13 protein-coding genes are annotated in these 15893 nt (G+C 65.5%); 4 read left to right on the top strand and 9 right to left on the bottom strand.

The window, feature by feature from the left end; genetic code table 11:
* Positions 1-193 precede the first annotated feature (193 nt).
* The 6 genes from ACTJK0_RS10055 to lysS all read right to left on the bottom strand — a co-directional run bounded on the left by ACTJK0_RS10055 (position 194) and on the right by lysS (position 8521).
* Positions 194-703 (bottom strand): amino-acid N-acetyltransferase, encoded by a 510-nt coding sequence (locus tag ACTJK0_RS10055; protein ID WP_110542355.1) that lies wholly within the window; start codon positions 701-703, stop codon positions 194-196.
* A 254-nt stretch (positions 704-957) separates the two neighbouring features.
* Positions 958-3090, bottom strand: a complete 2133-nt coding sequence (locus tag ACTJK0_RS10050) for an alpha/beta fold hydrolase (protein WP_440745050.1) — start codon at positions 3088-3090, stop codon at positions 958-960.
* Positions 3091-3486: 396 nt separating this feature from the next.
* The gene (locus ACTJK0_RS10045; protein ID WP_043450045.1) at positions 3487-5979 is read right to left on the bottom strand and encodes an ATP-dependent Clp protease ATP-binding subunit; all 2493 of its coding nucleotides are present in this window, start codon (positions 5977-5979) and stop codon (positions 3487-3489) included.
* A 356-nt stretch (positions 5980-6335) separates the two neighbouring features.
* Complete coding sequence (locus ACTJK0_RS10040; protein ID WP_110542353.1) at positions 6336-6665, bottom strand: histone-like nucleoid-structuring protein Lsr2; 330 nt, start codon at positions 6663-6665, stop codon at positions 6336-6338.
* 138 nt (positions 6666-6803) lie between these two features.
* Positions 6804-6980, bottom strand: coding sequence for a hypothetical protein (locus ACTJK0_RS10035; protein WP_181422393.1), 177 nt, complete (start codon positions 6978-6980; stop codon positions 6804-6806).
* A 2-nt stretch (positions 6981-6982) separates the two neighbouring features.
* Entirely contained in the window at positions 6983-8521 is a 1539-nt protein-coding gene (gene lysS, locus ACTJK0_RS10030) for a lysine--tRNA ligase (protein WP_440745049.1), read from the bottom strand.
* 68 nt (positions 8522-8589) lie between these two features.
* On the opposite strand from lysS, the gene ACTJK0_RS10025 reads away from it, so the two are divergent.
* Positions 8590-9504, top strand: coding sequence for an alpha/beta fold hydrolase (locus ACTJK0_RS10025; RefSeq protein ID WP_440745048.1), 915 nt, complete (start codon positions 8590-8592; stop codon positions 9502-9504).
* 164 nt (positions 9505-9668) lie between these two features.
* On the top strand, positions 9669-10505 hold the full coding sequence (locus tag ACTJK0_RS10020; protein ID WP_110542350.1) for an alpha/beta fold hydrolase: 837 nt from the start codon (positions 9669-9671) through the stop codon (positions 10503-10505).
* A gap of 21 nt (positions 10506-10526) precedes the next feature.
* Here ACTJK0_RS10020 and ACTJK0_RS10015 read toward each other — a convergent pair whose 3' ends face one another.
* Both ACTJK0_RS10015 and ACTJK0_RS10010 read right to left on the bottom strand, forming a co-directional pair.
* A complete protein-coding gene (locus tag ACTJK0_RS10015; protein ID WP_440745047.1) occupies positions 10527-12011 on the bottom strand; it encodes a DHA2 family efflux MFS transporter permease subunit in 1485 nt (494 codons plus the stop codon).
* Between the two features lie 121 nt (positions 12012-12132).
* Positions 12133-12699, bottom strand: coding sequence for a type 1 glutamine amidotransferase domain-containing protein (locus ACTJK0_RS10010; RefSeq protein ID WP_440745046.1), 567 nt, complete (start codon positions 12697-12699; stop codon positions 12133-12135).
* Positions 12700-12954: 255 nt separating this feature from the next.
* Here ACTJK0_RS10010 and ACTJK0_RS10005 point away from each other — a divergent pair, with 255 nt between their 5' ends.
* Positions 12955-14535, top strand: coding sequence for an HNH endonuclease (locus ACTJK0_RS10005; RefSeq protein ID WP_440745045.1), 1581 nt, complete (start codon positions 12955-12957; stop codon positions 14533-14535).
* 274 nt (positions 14536-14809) lie between these two features.
* Here the strand turns inward: ACTJK0_RS10005 and ACTJK0_RS10000 are convergent, their stop codons facing one another.
* The gene (locus ACTJK0_RS10000; RefSeq protein ID WP_440745044.1) at positions 14810-15454 is read right to left on the bottom strand and encodes a TetR/AcrR family transcriptional regulator; all 645 of its coding nucleotides are present in this window, start codon (positions 15452-15454) and stop codon (positions 14810-14812) included.
* A 143-nt stretch (positions 15455-15597) separates the two neighbouring features.
* Between ACTJK0_RS10000 and ACTJK0_RS09995 the strand changes: the two genes are divergently transcribed.
* Positions 15598-15837 (top strand): hypothetical protein, encoded by a 240-nt coding sequence (locus ACTJK0_RS09995; protein ID WP_440745043.1) that lies wholly within the window; start codon positions 15598-15600, stop codon positions 15835-15837.
* Positions 15838-15893: the final 56 nt, after the last annotated feature.

Raw genomic sequence — 15893 nt, 5'->3', positions numbered from 1 at the left:
AACCGCCCACGGTAGGTTCATCCAGCCCCGGTTTTGACAGTTCCCGCCTGGGCCCTGGTTCCGGATGCAGCAAAGGGACAGCCCCCAATGACTGTCCCTTTCCTGAGGCCCCCCACATCCCGGCCTCCGGTAGTTTATCCATCAATTCTAGTAAAGCCAATACGCGTCTTCGCAGGTGGGACCGCTGAAGTGCCTAAAGGGTGCGGATCATGCGGGTGTTGCCAAGGGTGTTGGGCTTCACGCGTGCCAGGTCCAGGAATTCGGCCACGCCTTCATCGTGGGAGCGGAGAAGCTCAGAGTAGACCTCCGGGTCCACTGCAGACTGGTCTGCCATGACCTCGAAGCCGTGGCGCTTGAAGAAGTCCACCTCGAACGTGAGGCAGAAAACCCGGCTCACGCCCAGGGCGCGGGCCTGTTCCAGCAGGCTCTCCACCAGGACGTGCCCCACACCCCTGCCGCGCCACTCTCCGGACGCTGCAAGGGTGCGGATCTCGGCCAGGTCCTCCCACATGACGTGCAGGGCCCCGCAACCGATCATGCCGCCGTCGCTGGACTCGGCGATCAGGAACTCCTGGAGGCTTTCGTAGTAGGCCACAGTCTCCTTCGCCATCAGGATGCGCTCCTCGGCCAGGGGCGCCACCAGCTTCTTGATGGCAGGGACGTCGCTGGTGCGTGCTGGGCGGATGTGGAAGGAGTCGGTCACAAAGCCATCCTACGAGGCGCGACGGCTGCTATTGGTTGCGGACGGGCTGGGGCGTTCGGGTACCGGCGCCATTTGCCGCTTGCTGCTCCTTCGTCGCTCTGACGCAAGCTACACAAATAGCCCCGGCACCCTCACTTCGCTAAAGGTGGGCCGCCCACAAGCGTCGGTGGTCAGGCATTTGTGTAGGCGCCGTCAAAGCGAGGAACGAGCAGGCGCCGGCAAATGCCTCGGCCGACGGCGCAAAGCCAACCAACCTAGAGGCCCAGTTCGGGCGGCAGGTCGGTCTCGGCGCCCAGGACGTTCCGTGCCAGGAACCACTCCACCACCTGGTACCAGAGCTTGGCGTGCTGGGGCTGGAGCACCCAGTGGTTTTCGTCCGGAAAGTACAGGAACCGGTGGGGCGTCTGTCCGTCCTGGTCCGCAGCGAGCCGGGACTTGGACAGCAGCTCGTACCAGAGCCGCAGCCCCTCGCCGATGGGCACCCGGTAGTCCTTGTCCCCATGGATTACCAGCATGGGGGTTCCGATCTTTTCAGCGTGCAGGTGCGGGGAATTTTCGAGCGCCATCTCTTCTGTCATTTCCTTGAGCCAGTACTGGGAGGCGTCGGTGGTGGGCCCGAACTGGTCGAGGGCCCAGAGGCTGGCGTGGGTCACTATGGCCTTGAACCGGTCCGTGTTGCCGGCTACCCAGTTGGCCATGTAGCCGCCAAACGAGCCTCCCATCGCCGCAGTCCGGGTCTGGTCGATGTCCGGCCGTTCCACAGCGGCGTCGGTGACGGCCATGAGGTCCGTGAACGGCGCCTTCCCCCAGGAGCCCCAGCCGCGCTGGATGCAGGACTGGCCGTAGCCGGTGGACAGGGCAGGGTCCGGCAGCAGCACCGCGTACCCCTTGGCCGTCAGCAGCCAGGGGTTCCAGCGCCAGGTCCAGGCGTTCCAGGACCCCAGCGGGCCGCCGTGGATCCAGAGGAGCAGCGGCGCAGGCTTTTCGGCGGACGCGTCCCCGGGCAGGGCGAGGTAGGCGGGCACCCGGGATCCGTCGGCGGCGGTGGCGGCGATTCGCTCCAGCCGCCCGGGACGGGTGGGACGTTCGGCGGGGGCTGGCAGCCGCGTGGTTTCCCCGCTGGCGAGGTCGATCCGCACGGCCTCTGCAGGGAACTCGTAGGAGCTGCGCAGGGCATAGGCGGTCCGCCCGTCGGGAGCAATGACGACGTCGGAGTAGGCCGCCGCGTCCTGCGTCACCCTGGTGACGCCCACTTCAGCGGCAGCCGCCAGGACGCTGACCCGGAAAACCGGCGACGCGCCGTCGTCGTCCGCCGTGACCAGGATGGCCGAGCCGTCCGGGAGCCAGGCGGCGGGTTTGGGCCAGCGGTCCCAGTCGTGGGCCAGGGGGTGCAGGTCCGCGGAGTCCCCGCCGTCACGCCCGGCACCGCCGGAAACGTCCAGCAGGTGCATCCTGATTTCGGGAGCCCGCAACGGGGTGGAGTCACTCTCGCTGACCACCACCAGGGTCCTGCCATCAGGGCTGACGGGCCCAGGGAAGAAGCTCATTCCTTCCTGGTCCAGCAGCACCTTGAGACTGCCGGATGCGACGTCCACCGCCACCAGGATGGAACGGCTGTCCGCCTTGGCGAGGGGCTTGGTGCAGCTGCTGTAAATGGTCTTCCCGTCCGGGCTGACCACCGTTTCCGCCTCCCGCAGCCTCGGTCCCACCTCCGGGGTCAGGTTGCGCAGGACCAGGGGCGCGGTGGCGTCAACGGTCGTTGGCTTGCCGGCTCCTCTGTCCTCCCCTGGTTCCACGGCGAAAATCCGCGGTTGGCCGGGGCCCAGGTCGGCGTCCCAGTAGCGGACCGGATATTCGCTGTGCAGGATGGCCGAGACTTTCCCGTCCTTGCGGGACTTGCGCCGCGCGGCGTCGTCCTCCTCGTCCGCCGAGCCTGCCAGGACGTCGGCCGTGACGAACGCCGCGTCGGCGTCCCGGGCCGCCATGACCCTGCTGACGCCGCCGGGGCGGCTCAGGACCACGCGCGCTTCGCCGCCGTCTGCCGGGAGCAGCCACAAGGCGTTGACGGGCTCCTCATCCGGGCTCTCGGGGTCGGGGCGGGCGGAGGTGAAGTAGACGTCCCCGTTGGCGGCGAAAGCCGCACCGGCCTCGCCCTTGGCGCTGCGCGTGATGCGGCGGGCGTGCTTCTGCCCGGCCGGGTCCAGTTCCCACAGGGCAGAGGCGTACTCCGTGCCTTTACCGTTCAGGGTGCTGACCGTGGTGACCAGCCGTGAGCCGTCGGGGCTCAGGGCCAGGCCGCTTACCCGCGGGATGGAGAGGTAGTGGTCGAGGTCGTGGAAGGGTGTCTGCGGTTGCTCATCCGGGATCGCCGGGTTCTGATTAGCCATGGCCCGATTCAACCCGAGTTGTGTCTCCCGTCACAACCACTTCACTAACGGCGGAACGCCGACGGCACATCCGTCGCTTCGTGGGTCGAGGGTGCGGGGCCGGGTTGGCGCCGTCGGCCGAGCCATTTGCCGGCGCCTGCTCGTTCCTCGCTTTGACGGCGCCTACACAAATGCCTGACCGCCGCCACCCGCGCGAGGTGCGCCTTCGCGTGAAGCGGAGGGGCCGGGGTCATTTGTGTAGCTTGCGTCAAAGCGACGGAGGAGCAGCAAGCGGCAAATGACTCCGGTGCCGCAGCGTGGTGACCGTGGACGCGCATGCCAACGCTTTGACGGGACGGAGGGCAAAGCGAAAGCCCCGCCTCTCCTTGCGGAGGGGCGGGGCTTTGGCTGTGGAGGCTAGACGCTCGGGGCGATCTCCGGGATGCGGGGCTTGGCGTTGCCGGCGAAGGTGAACTTCGCGTCGTCGCCTTCGCCTTCGACATCCACCACGACGATGTCGCCGGTGTGGATCTCACCGAACAGGATCTTCTCGGAGAGCTGGTCCTCGATCTCGCGCTGGATGGTGCGGCGCAGCGGCCGGGCGCCCATGGCGGGATCGTAGCCGCGGGTTGCCAGGAGCACCTTGGCGGCCTTGGTGAGCTCGATGCCCATGTCCTTGTCCTTGAGGCGCTTCTCCAGGCGGGTCACGAACAGGTCCACGATCTCGATGATCTCGTCCTGGGTGAGCTGCGGGAACACCACGACGTCGTCAACACGGTTCAGGAACTCGGGACGGAAGTGCTGCTTGAGCTCCTCAGTGACACGGGCACGCATGCGGTTGTAGCCGGTCTGCGTGTCGGTGCCGGACTGGAAGCCGGTGGCAACACTCTTGGAGATGTCCCGGGTACCAAGGTTGGTGGTCATGATGATCACGGTGTTCTTGAAGTCCACAACGCGGCCCTGGGAGTCGGTCAGGCGGCCGTCTTCCAGGATCTGGAGCAGCGAGTTGAAGAGGTCAGCGTGGGCCTTCTCCACTTCGTCGAACAGCACCACGGAGAACGGACGGCGGCGGACCTTCTCGGTCAGCTGGCCACCCTCTTCGTAGCCGACGTAGCCCGGAGGGGCACCGAAGAGCCGCGAGACGGTGTGCTTCTCGGAGTACTCGGACATGTCCAGCGTGATGAGGGCGTCCTCTTCACCGAACAGGAACTCCGCCAGGGCCTTGGCGAGCTCGGTCTTGCCGACGCCGGTGGGGCCGGCGAAGATGAACGAGCCGCCGGGGCGCTTGGGGTCCTTGAGCCCTGCACGGGTGCGGCGGATGGCCTGGGACAGTGCCTTGATGGCCTCGTCCTGGCCTACCACGCGCTTGTGCAGTTCCTCTTCCATCTTCAGCAGGCGCGAGGATTCTTCCTCGGTCAGCTTGAAGACCGGGATGCCGGTGGAGTTGGCCAACACTTCGGCGATGAGGTCCTCATCCACCTCGGAGATGTCGTCCATGCCGCCGGACTTCCAGTGGCGTTCCTTCTCCGCCCGCTCCGAGATCAGCTTCTGCTCCTTGTCGCGGAGCGAGGCTGCGCCTTCGAAGTCCTGGGCGTCGATGGCGGATTCCTTCTCCATCTTCAGCTTGGCGATGCGCTCGTCCATGGCCTTGAGCTCCGGCGGAGCGGTCATGCGGCGGATGCGCAGCCGGGCGCCGGCTTCGTCGATCAGGTCGATGGCCTTGTCCGGCAGGAAGCGGTCGGAAATGTAGCGCTCGGCCAGGCTGGCGGCGGAGGCCAGGGCACCATCGGTGATGGTGACTCGGTGGTGTGCTTCGTACCGGTCGCGCAGGCCCTTCAGGATCTCGATGGCGTGGGCCACGGAGGGTTCCTTGACCTGGATCGGCTGGAAACGTCGCTCAAGGGCGGCGTCCTTTTCGATGTGCTTGCGGTACTCATCGAGCGTGGTGGCACCGATGGTCTGCAGCTCGCCGCGGGCCAGCATCGGCTTCAGGATCGAGGCTGCGTCGATGGCGCCCTCGGCGGCACCGGCACCAACAAGGGTGTGGATCTCGTCGATGAACAGGATGATGTCACCGCGGGTGCGGATCTCCTTGAGGACCTTCTTCAGGCGCTCTTCGAAGTCACCGCGGTAACGGGAACCTGCCACCAGGGAACCGAGGTCCAGGGTGTACAGCTGCTTGTCGCGGATGGTCTCCGGAACGTCGCCGCGCACGATCGCCTGGGCCAGGCCTTCGACGACGGCCGTCTTGCCGACGCCGGGCTCGCCGATGAGGACCGGGTTGTTCTTGGTGCGGCGGGAGAGGACCTGCATGACGCGTTCCATTTCCTGCTCACGGCCGATGACCGGGTCCAGCTTGTTCTCGCGCGCCGCCTGGGTCAGGTTGCGGCCGAACTGGTCCAGGACCACGGAACCGGCGGGCGCGCCCTCCGGCTGGCCGCCGCCGACGCCTGCGCCGGTGGTTTCCTTGCCCTGGTAGCCCGAGAGGAGCTGGATGACCTGCTGGCGGACCCTGTTGAGGTCGGCGCCGAGCTTGACCAGGACCTGGGCGGCAACGCCCTCACCCTCACGGATCAGGCCGAGCAGGATGTGCTCCGTGCCGATGTAGTTGTGGCCCAGCTGCAGGGCTTCGCGCAGCGAGAGCTCCAGCACCTTCTTGGCGCGGGGGGTGAAGGGGATGTGGCCGGAGGGAGCCTGCTGGCCCTGTCCGATGATCTCCTGCACCTGCTCGCGAACGCCGTCGAGCGAAATGCTCAAGGACTCAAGAGCTTTGGCGGCAACGCCCTCACCCTCATGGATCAGACCCAAGAGGATGTGTTCGGTACCGATGTAATTGTGGTTCAGCATGCGTGCCTCTTCTTGGGCAAGCACAACTACGCGACGGGCACGGTCCGTAAATCGCTCAAACATTTCGCCACACTCCTAGCTACGACGTACTTTGATGCTACGTGCCAGCTCCGGAGTTGTGGAGCGTGTTCGCCACAGGGGAAACCGGGGCGCTTGCGGGAATAAGCGACCGGGAGGAGCTGCGGACCCGTCCGGCCGCCGAATCGGTCGCTGAATCCGGACGGCACCTCAGCGTACTGGCGCATTCCCGGGGTATCCGGCCAAACGTTTACCCGGGCTGCCTGCCGGGGCGCGGAAACCGCAAAAAAGCCAAATTTGGGGCGGTCAACGTGCCGGCGCGGCGCCCGTTATTCGGGAATAGAGAAACCCCGCCCCGCCTGGCGGCGGTAAGCGGGGTTTCGGTGGAGCTAAAGCCGGCCCTAGGAATTTGCCTTTTGGTAGGCTTCCTGGATTTCGGCCTGAATTCGGCCGCGGCTGTTAACTGTGTAGCCGTTGTCCCGGGCCCATTGCCGGATTTGCGCCGAATCATGGCTGCGGCCCGCGGCCGGTGCCTTTGCCCGCTGCGGGCGCCCACCGGACGCCTTGCGTGCAGCGGTTATGAACCTCTCCAATGAAGACCGGAGTTCAGCGGCATTGGCTGCGGACAGGTCAATCTCGTAGTTGGCCCCATCGAGGCCGAACTTCACATTCTCGTCTGCGGATCCCCCATCCAAATCATCAACGAGGATGATGTTTACTTTCTGTGCCATTAAGGTCTTCCTCTTGCTGGAAAGTCGGTTTTCAGAAAAGCAGGATGTTTCCCAAAAAAAGTATGACTCTTATCTTGGCAACGCGTCAAAGCGCCTAATGGTTCCTTGGGGATAAAGGCGGAAAGTAGGGGGTTTTATCTATTTGGGTTCCGGGCCGGGGCCGTCCGTGGGCTGCCCTGGCTGGGAATCGGCTTCGGCCTGGGCGCGGGCCTCCGCCTGCCGCTCGGCCTTGTCCGCGTTGAAGATTGCCTTCATGGCGAACCAGAAGATCAGGCCCACCACCAGGGAGGGAAGAATGACTGCGACGTATTCCATGGTCAGTGCCCCTCGGGCTTCAGCAGGGGGAAAAGGATGGTTTCGCGGATCCCGGCGCCCGTGAAGAGCATCACCAGCCGGTCGATGCCAAGGCCGATGCCGCCCATGGGCGGAGCACCGTATTCCAGGGCCCGCAGGAAGTCTTCGTCAAGCTGCATGGCTTCGACGTCACCGGCGGCCGCGTGCAGGGACTGCTCGGTGAGCCGCTCGCGCTGGATGACGGGGTCGATCAGCTCGGAGAAGGCAGTGCCGCGCTCCATGCCGCCGATGATCAGGTCCCAGGCCTCGATCAGCCGGCCGTCCTCGCGGTGCGGTCGGGCCAGCGGCTGGGCGGAGGGCGGGTAGTCGTAAACGAAGGTGGGGTTCAGCAGGGTGGGTTCCACGATCTCTCCGAAGAGCTCGACCACGAGTTTCTCGGCGTCCCACTTGGGGTCCACCTTGACCTCGTGCTTGGCAGCAAGATCGCGAAGCACCTCAACGGTCGTGTCCGGCGTGATCTCCTGCCCAACGGCGTCGGAAAGTCCGGGGTACACGGGCAACCAGGCCCACTCGCCGTCGAGGTTGATCTCCCCCGCCTCCGTCTGGATGGTGCGGCCGGCACCCACGACGTCCGCGGCGTCGAGGATGATTTCCTTGATCCGCTCGGCCATGACGAACTGGTCCGCCCAGGCCTCGTAGCACTCAAGGGTGGTGAATTCGGGGCTGTGGGTGGAGTCCACACCCTCGTTGCGGAACACGCGGCCCATGTCGTACACGCGGTCGATGCCGCCCACCACGGCGCGTTTGAGGTAGAGCTCGGTGGCGATGCGCAGGGTCATCTTCTGGTCGAACGCGTTCATGTGGGTCTCGAACGGACGGGCCAGGGCGCCGCCGTGGACCAGGTTCAGGATGGGCGTTTCCACCTCGACGTAGCGGTGGCGGAACAGCGTCTCCCGGATGGAACGGGTGATGGCGGCACGGGTGTACACCATCTCACGGGCCTCGTCGCGGACCATCAGGTCCACATAGCGCTGGCGGACACGGGTTTCCTCGTTCAGGTCCGCGTGCAGGACAGGCAGCGGCCGGAGGGCCTTGGAGGCCATGGACCAGGAGTCGGCCATGATGGACAGCTCGCCGCGGCGGGAGGAGATCACCTCGCCCTTGATGAACACGTGGTCGCCCAGGTCAACCAGGGCCTTCCAGTCCACGAGCGCTTCCTCGCCGATGTTGGCCAGACTCAGCATGGCCTGCAGTCGCGTTCCCTTGCCGTCGGTGCCGCCCTCCTGGAGGGTTGCGAAGCAGAGTTTGCCGGTGTTGCGGACAAAGACCACACGGCCGGTAACGCCCACAATGTCACCGGTTGTGTCGTCCGCCTCGAGATGCGCGTACTTTTCCCGGATCTCGGCCAGCGAATGCGTGCGCTCCACACCCACGGGGTACGCCTCCGCGCCGCGCTCAAGAAGTTTGGCGCGCTTTTCCATGCGGATCCGCATCTGCTCGCTGGCGTCGACGGGCTCTGGGGAGTTCTTGGGCGCGGGGGTGTTTTGGGAAGTCACAATCATCAAGTTTACCGGGCATTGGGTGGCCGGGTTCCCAGTTGGCGAGCAGGTGTGCACCCTACGATGGGCTGGTGAAAGAACGCATACTTCCAACGCACGACGGCGGCAGGCTGGCTTTGTACAGCTACGGCACCGACGATGCGCCGGGCGAAAAGCGGGTGCTGCTGATCGGCGGGGCGTTCCTCACGGCGCTGATCTACCGTCCGTTTTCGATTGAGCTGGCCAGGGGCCTGGGTGAGGGCTGGGCGGTGGATGTCTACGACCGCCGCGGCCGCGGCAACTCGTCCGAACAGCCGGCGGACTATTCCATGGCCACCGAGATCCAGGATGTCCGGACGGTCCTCACCGCCACCGGGGCCCGGAATATTCTTGGCCACAGCCTGGGCGGCGCGGTGGCACTGAACGCTGTCCAGGAGTTCACCGGGACCTCGTTCGTCCCGGACAGGCTGGCCGTGTACGACGCAGCGGTGAATATCGACGGCAGTATCGACACCACATGGCTTGACGGATTTGAGGATGCGGTCAACAACGGCAGGGTGGGCCACGCCCTGGCGCATATGAAGAAGGCCACCAAACCCGGCTCGGCGATGGCCAGGATCCCCGAGCCGGTGCTGGCGGGCCTGATGGCGGTGTTGTCCCGGACGAAGATCAACAGGATGTTCCGGCAGGTGATGCCCAGCGGAGTGGGCGAACTGCGGGCCGCGTACGACGAAAAGGACCACGCCAGGGACTTCAGCGTGCTTCCCGCAAACACCCATTTCATGGCCGGCGGCAAGAGTCCTGCCTACTACAAGGAAACAGCGCAGCGGCTGCACCAGGCAGTACCGGGCAGTACCTACCGGCTCTCCCCCAAGTGCTTCCACGGGTCCATCCCGGCTGCCGTGAAGGAACTGGTGACGGACATCGCGGCATACTTCAAGGACGAAGGTCCGGACGGGAATCGCCGCCCGGACACCCCTGACGCTATCCCCGTTCGCCGCGGCTGAAGCCGGCCAGGGCCGCCTTCCCGAGGCCCTGCCACATGGTCCGCGGCTTCGGCTCCACGCTCCCGTCCGCGCCGCAAGCCAGGGCCTCATGGAACGCCTGGCGTAAGTTCCGCAACGCCGGGCGCCGGGATGCCCCGCACAGTTGGCTCGGCTAGGCTCGGAACATGACGCGAGAGAACATCAGAACCCCCGGCGGCGGCACTGTGGAGCTCTTCACCACAGGCGCGGAACTGGCTTCGGCAGGTTCGGGCGTGGTGGTTGTTCCGCCCTCCATGGTGACGGCCGCGGACTACACCAAATTCGCGCAGAAGCTGAGCGCATCACTGGGCCGCCCGGTGCACACCTTCAACCGGCGCGGGCGGGGATCCTCGTCCCCGCAGCCGGAGGATTACACCCTCGACGTGGACATCCGGGACCTGGACACGGTCATGAAGCACACCTCCAGCACGGACGTCTTTGGCCACAGCTTCGGCGGCGCCGTTGCCCTGCATGCCGCGCGGACCCTTCCTGTGGAACGTCTGGCCGTCTACGATCCCGCGGTCTCCGTGAACGGCAGTGTCACGGCCAGCTGGATCGCCGAGTACGAACGCGCCATTGCTGCCGGTGACGACGACCGCGCCCTCGCCGTCATCCAGCGGGGCCTCGAGGCCGGCGGAACGTTCTCGTCGCGTATGCCGCTGTCCATGCTGACACTGGCGAACAAGCTCACCGCGGGCACCACGGAAGGGAAGCAGCAGCGTGAGCTGATGCGGACCGGCGTCCGCGAAATCAAGGCCATTATTGCCGCGGACATGCCGGCCGAGCCGTTCCAGGCACTCCCGCTGGAGACGCTGATCGTGGTGGGCGAAAAGAGCCCGGCCTACTTCGGCATCGCCTGCGGCCAGATCCACGACGTCCTCTCCGGGTCCAGCTACACCATCCTGCCCGGCTTCGGCCACGACGGCGCCATCAAGGCCCCGGACAAGCTGATCAAGGAACTGAGTGACTTCTTCGCCGGCTGAGTACGGGTGGTACGGCTTGGGCTAATGCCCTGCGCCGTGGCCCGCGCCGGCGCCTTCGGTCTTGCGCATCATCGCAGAGAGGACGACGGCGGCAAAGGCTATGACGGTGGCCGTCATGAAAGCGGCACTCATCCCGGCAACGAGTCCGGACGCCGCACTCACAACGGCGAAGATGGACACCAGGAGTGCCGTACCCGCGGCGCCGGCCACCTGCTGGGTGGTGCTCATGATCGCAGACCCGTGCGAGTAGAGGTGCGGCGGCAGCGGGTTAAGCCCCGTGGTGAAGGCCGGAGTGAACAGCAGCGCCAGGCCGAAACTCAGCCCCACGTGCAGGGTGATGATCCACCAGACCGGTGTGCCGGCGTCGAGCATTGAAAACTGCCAAAGTGTGACCACCATGAGGATGGACCCGGACACGGTGAGCGGCAGCGGGCCCACCTTGTCGAAGGCGCGGCCGATGACCGGGCCCAGCAGCCCCATGGCCAGACCTCCGGGAAGCAGGGCAAGGCCGGTCTCAAGCGAGCCGAGACCGCGGACCTGCTGGAGGTAGAGCGGCAGCAGGATCACGCCGCCGAACAGCGCCATCATGGCCACTACCATCAGCAGGACCGAGACCGTAAACATCCGGAAGTTGAAGGCCCGCAGGTCCAGCAGCGGTGCCGCGGCCTTCTGCAGCCGGAGCTGGCGGAACACGAAAACGGCCAGTGCTGCGACGCCGATGGCAAGGGCTGCGATGGCGCCCGCGCCGGGACCCGCCTGCCCGCCGTGGCCGCCGCCGATCTGACTCAGGCCGTATACCAGGCCGCCAAAGGCGGGAACGGTCAGGATGACGGACAGGAAGTCGAGCTTGCCCTTCTCCGCTTCACCCACGTTGGTGAGGTATTTGGCGCCGATGGCCAGCGCTGCGAGGGCTACGGGCAGGACGAAGACGAACATGAAGCGCCACGTGAAGTGCTCCAGGATCAGGCCGGAGACGGTGGGGCCCATGGCCGGCGCAACCGAGATGGCAATGCTTACGTTCCCCATCACTGCGCCGCGCTTAGCCAGCGGCACCAGGGTGAGGATGGTGGTCATCAGCAGTGGCAGCATGATGGCAGTGCCGCCCGCCTGGACGATGCGGGCCAGGAGCAGCACTTCGAAGCCGGGGGCCGCCGCGGCAAGCGCGGTTCCACCGGCGAAAAGGCCCATGGCCAGCATGAACACAGCCCTGGTGGTGAGCCGCTGGAGGATGAAACCCGTGGTGGGGATGACCACGGCCATGGTGAGCATGAAGCCGGTGGACAGCCACTGGACAGTGGGGGCGTCCACGCGGAGGTCCACCATGAGCCGCTGCACGGCGACATTCATGATGGTCTCATTGAGGATCACCACGAATGTCGCCACCAGCAGCGTGCTGATGATGGTTACTGCCTCCCGGGACATCTTCTCCGGGGCACCGGACTGGATTTCCTGTCCGGGTGCTTGTACGGACTGGCCGCCGGAATTGGGCGAGGTCTCGGTAGACATGGGTGTTCCCCCAGGGGTTTTAAGAGTGATGCGCGGTCAGCCGCTGCAGATGCCAACACTCTACCCGCTGGAGTAATTCCTCCATACGGGTATTTCTTAACCGTGGGGGAACATTGGGGGGTTAGGCCGTCTGCCCCGCATGCTGTCCTTCGGAGATTTCCTCCACCAGCTTGTTGTTGAAGGCCGGAAGGTCGTCGGGGTTCCGGCTGGTCACCAGGCCCTGGTCCACCACTACTTCCTGGTCTGTCCAGTTGGCGCCGGCGTTCTTCAGGTCGGTTTCGAGGGTGAAGTAGGACGTGACGTTCCGGCCCCGGACCACGCCGGCCTCGATCAGCAGCCACGGTCCGTGGCAGATGGATGCCACCGGCTTGTGCTGTTCAAAGAAGCTGCGGGTGAAGCTCTGGGCGTCCTTGTCCACCCGCAGGTGGTCAGCATTCACCACGCCGCCCGGAAGCACCAGGGCGTCGAAATCGGAGGCATTCGCTTCGGCGACGGTGAGGTCCACGTCGAAGGTATCGCCCTTCTCCGTGCCGTTGTAGCCCTGGAGCTTGCCGCTCTTGGGAGCCACCAGAGTGGGCTGGCCGCCGGCGTCCTTCACGGCCTGCCAGGGGCTGGTGAGCTCCACCTGCTCCACGCCATCAGTCAGCAGGAATGCCACCTTCTTGCCTGCGATGCTGTGCTCTGACATTGTTCCTCCTCATCCTTGCGGTTGCGCGCTTTTGGCACGCGGGGGTCCCGCTCGAGAGTTGATTGCCTGACCAGTCCAGCCTAGGAAATGGAAAAGTAATAAGCAAGCTGACTATCTTACTTGCGTACGACGACGGCACGCAACTTGCGTGAGCGAGGGACCTTGGGCGGCTGGTGGCGTTGGAAGTAGCGGCTGGCCGTCCGGCGCCTGGCCCTGCCAGGTCAGAATGTCGGACCCTCGTTGGATGATGTGGGTATGGGAATCGGCGGTGGCGTTGGGGCAGTGATGGAGGGTGTCTGTGCCTCTGTTGCTGTCCTTGATGCGCTGGGCCTTGAAGATGCTGCTTTGGCTTCGGACGCTGCTGTTGGTGCTGATGTTGATGTGTTGCAGCGGCGGTACGAACTGCGGCTGGAACGACTCGAGGTGGTGAAACGGCTCGAGGGCCAGCTCGCCGCGGTGAAAGCCCGCGATGTTGCCGACGCCGTGCAGATCCAACACGCCTTGCTTGCCCCGAACGCCCCCGTACAGGAGCGGACCTACGCGGAGATGTCCGCCGTGGAGGAGATCGCCGGGATCCTGGCCATCAGCTCCCGAGCTGCCAGCGCCCTCGTGGACCAGTCTCGCCGGGTCTGCTCCCTGCCGCCGGTGATCGACGCGTTGGCCGCCGGGGCCATGTCCTGGCAGCACGCCCGCATCGTTGCGGACGAAACCGAGGGCCTCACCCCTGCCGGCGCTGCTGGTTTGGTGGCGCACTTCTTCGACCCCGAGGCACCCAGCCGGGCCCGCGGCGCCACCCCCGGCGATCTCGTCCCGTCCCGGTTCCGGGCCAAGGTCCGTGGGTGGCGCGAACGCCACCACCCGGAATCGATCGAGAAGCGCCATGCAAAGGGGGTCGCTGACCGGCGGATGGAATACACCCCCGACAGGGACGGCATGGCCTGGCTCTCCCTCTACCTGCCCGGCGACTCCGCGTCGGCGATCTGGAACCGCACCACCGCCACCGCCCGCGGCCTCCAAGGCCCCGACGAACCCCGCACCCTCACCCAACTCCGCCCCGACATCGCCGCCAGCCTGCTCCTGGGCGCCGGCACCGCTGGGGGCGAAACTGACGCAAACACGGCCGAGCTTGGAAAGGTCCCCACCCCGCGCGCAGATGTCCTGGTCACGATTCCAGTGTTCGCACTGCTCGGCCTCACGGATGAACCCGCGGAACTGGACGGGTACGGTCCCATCCCGGCATCGATGGCCCGGACACTGGTCGCGGACGGGGCGGATTCGTTTTACCGGGTGCTGGTCGACCCCCGCGACGGGGCGCCTTTGGAGATCGGCCGCACCCGCTACCGGCTGACCGAGGCCATCAAACAATGGATCAGGATGCGGGACCGGAAGTGCACCTTCCCCGGCTGCAGCAACCACACCCCGGACAACGACATCGATCATGGGACCGCCTGGGAACACGGTGGCCGGACAGACGTCCGCAACCTGGCACAGCTCTGCCCCAAACATCACCGGCTCAAACACAACAGCCACTGGACCCCGGATGCCGCAACCCCAAACGAGCCACCAGGCTGGACCTCACCCACCGGCCGGCACTACACACCCGAACCCCCCACCCCCGAACCAACCCACTGGGCACCAGGCATCCTCGCGGGAAGTCATGCTGCGCTGCCCGCCTGCTTCCATGGCGAAGACGCCTGCGTCGAAGACCTGCCGCCGTGGGAACCGGACGACGACACCCTCATCGACCTCGACGACCTCCCACCCGACGACCCCCTCTGGGCAGAATTCCTCACACAGGCCTTATCCCTGGCACAGCCCTTTGCCCTCTCGCCGTAACCACACTTGTGCGGACGCCACCCACGTGTGATCCGGCACTCAATAAGCGCTGGGAGGAGGCAGCGGCAGGCTTCCCAGGCTCGTGGCCTAGCAGGCTCATTTGTCGCCGAATCCCTTGAGCCGCGGGCCCTTGGTAGCGGACGGAGCCTTCTGGATCGGAGCCTTCTGGATCGGAGCCTTGGCAGCGCGGAGCGTCATGTATCGAGGATTGTTGATTCCGCCGTATCCCTTGCATCACGCGGTTCTGCCAGCGCTGACGCGGTGTTGCAGGCACCTACTTCCTGTGGTGCTCGATCAACCAACCCGCCATCTGCTGTGCACGTTGGGCCGCCTGCAGATCCCCCTCGGTGGCAGCAATGATGGAGCCCTTCATGAGAAGGTGCCAGGACCGCGCGAAGTCCTCCGCACGGGCCAACCCGGCTTCTTCCGCAAGCCCCTGGACGTGCCTACGCATCTTGGCCAGGTAGTCCTTGCTGGCCTGGCCCAAGGGATGGGACGGGCCCATCTCCAGCAGGACATTGATGAAGGCGCTGCCCTCGAAATCGTCCCGGCCAAACCAGTCGCTGAAGACGTCGAAAATCGCCAGCAGTTGCTCCACCGGCGTGCTGCCCCGCTGCCGCGCCTTCGAGATGATGCTGTCAATGGTCCATTGTTTGTCCCTCTGTTCCAGGAACGCCAGCACCAAGGAATCCTTGGAGGGGAAGTGGCGGTAGAAGGTGGCCTTCGCAACGCCGGAACGCTCAATGAGTTCGTTTACACCAACGTCCCGGATCCCCCGCCGCGAGAACAATTCATAGGCCACTGACAGGATCCGCTCCTCCGGGTCCAAGTGGCCGCAGGAAGGCGTGGACTGCTGTGCGGACGCCTCCGGGGACCCGTCGTTGGACTTCATCCCCGACCCCGGATTCATCACATCCATAGGGTAATTCTGGCACGAGACAGACTTGTCTATCTCGCTGTAGTGTGGTTTCCACGTGCAGTGCATTCGAACGTCGCACGGCCGCGTGGCTGTTGGGCATTGATGCAAGGAGGCCTCTATGACAAGCAGAGCAGCTCGCCCCGGTGCCCCCTGACCCGGAGCCATGGCTTCCCAGTGACACGCCCGCCGAGATCCGCGAGTTCGCCATTGAGTCCCTCCGATGGCAGGCGCAGGAAATCATCGATGAACTGCTTTCCAGCACAGACCCAGCTGACGAAATGGCCAAAGCCCGCGTCCGGCGCTTCCTGGCACAAAATCCGGGGCAGCCGGAAAAGGCACTTCTGGAACAGCTCATGGCAAGGGAGGATGGACCGGGCCTCTAACCGGCCACCTTTACGCCGGGCTCAGCAATGCCGGGCCCAGGAATCCAGGGCCGTGC

This window comes from Paenarthrobacter sp. 22069, assembly GCF_052046035.1.
Classification (GTDB): Bacteria; Actinomycetota; Actinomycetes; order Actinomycetales; family Micrococcaceae; genus Arthrobacter.
The sequence above is the reverse complement of the archived record's forward strand: the minus strand, read 5'-3'. Positions and strand labels throughout refer to the sequence as shown.

Bases quoted from the DNA above. Each gene is read 5' to 3' on its own strand.
- ACTJK0_RS10050 (WP_440745050.1), bottom strand. From the start codon at position 3,090: ATGGCTAATCAGAACCCGGCGATCCCGGATGAGCAACCGCAGACACCC.
- ACTJK0_RS10045 (WP_043450045.1), bottom strand. From the start codon at position 5,979: ATGTTTGAGCGATTTACGGACCGTGCCCGTCGCGTAGTTGTGCTTGCC.
- ACTJK0_RS10040 (WP_110542353.1), bottom strand. From the start codon at position 6,665: ATGGCACAGAAAGTAAACATCATCCTCGTTGATGATTTGGATGGGGGA.
- ACTJK0_RS10035 (WP_181422393.1), bottom strand. From the start codon at position 6,980: ATGGAATACGTCGCAGTCATTCTTCCCTCCCTGGTGGTGGGCCTGATC.
- lysS (WP_440745049.1), bottom strand. From the start codon at position 8,521: ATGATTGTGACTTCCCAAAACACCCCCGCGCCCAAGAACTCCCCAGAG.
- ACTJK0_RS10020 (WP_110542350.1), top strand. From the start codon at position 9,669: ATGACGCGAGAGAACATCAGAACCCCCGGCGGCGGCACTGTGGAGCTC.
- ACTJK0_RS10015 (WP_440745047.1), bottom strand. From the start codon at position 12,011: ATGTCTACCGAGACCTCGCCCAATTCCGGCGGCCAGTCCGTACAAGCA.
- ACTJK0_RS10010 (WP_440745046.1), bottom strand. From the start codon at position 12,699: ATGTCAGAGCACAGCATCGCAGGCAAGAAGGTGGCATTCCTGCTGACT.
- ACTJK0_RS10005 (WP_440745045.1), top strand. From the start codon at position 12,955: ATGGGAATCGGCGGTGGCGTTGGGGCAGTGATGGAGGGTGTCTGTGCC.
- ACTJK0_RS10000 (WP_440745044.1), bottom strand. From the start codon at position 15,454: ATGGATGTGATGAATCCGGGGTCGGGGATGAAGTCCAACGACGGGTCC.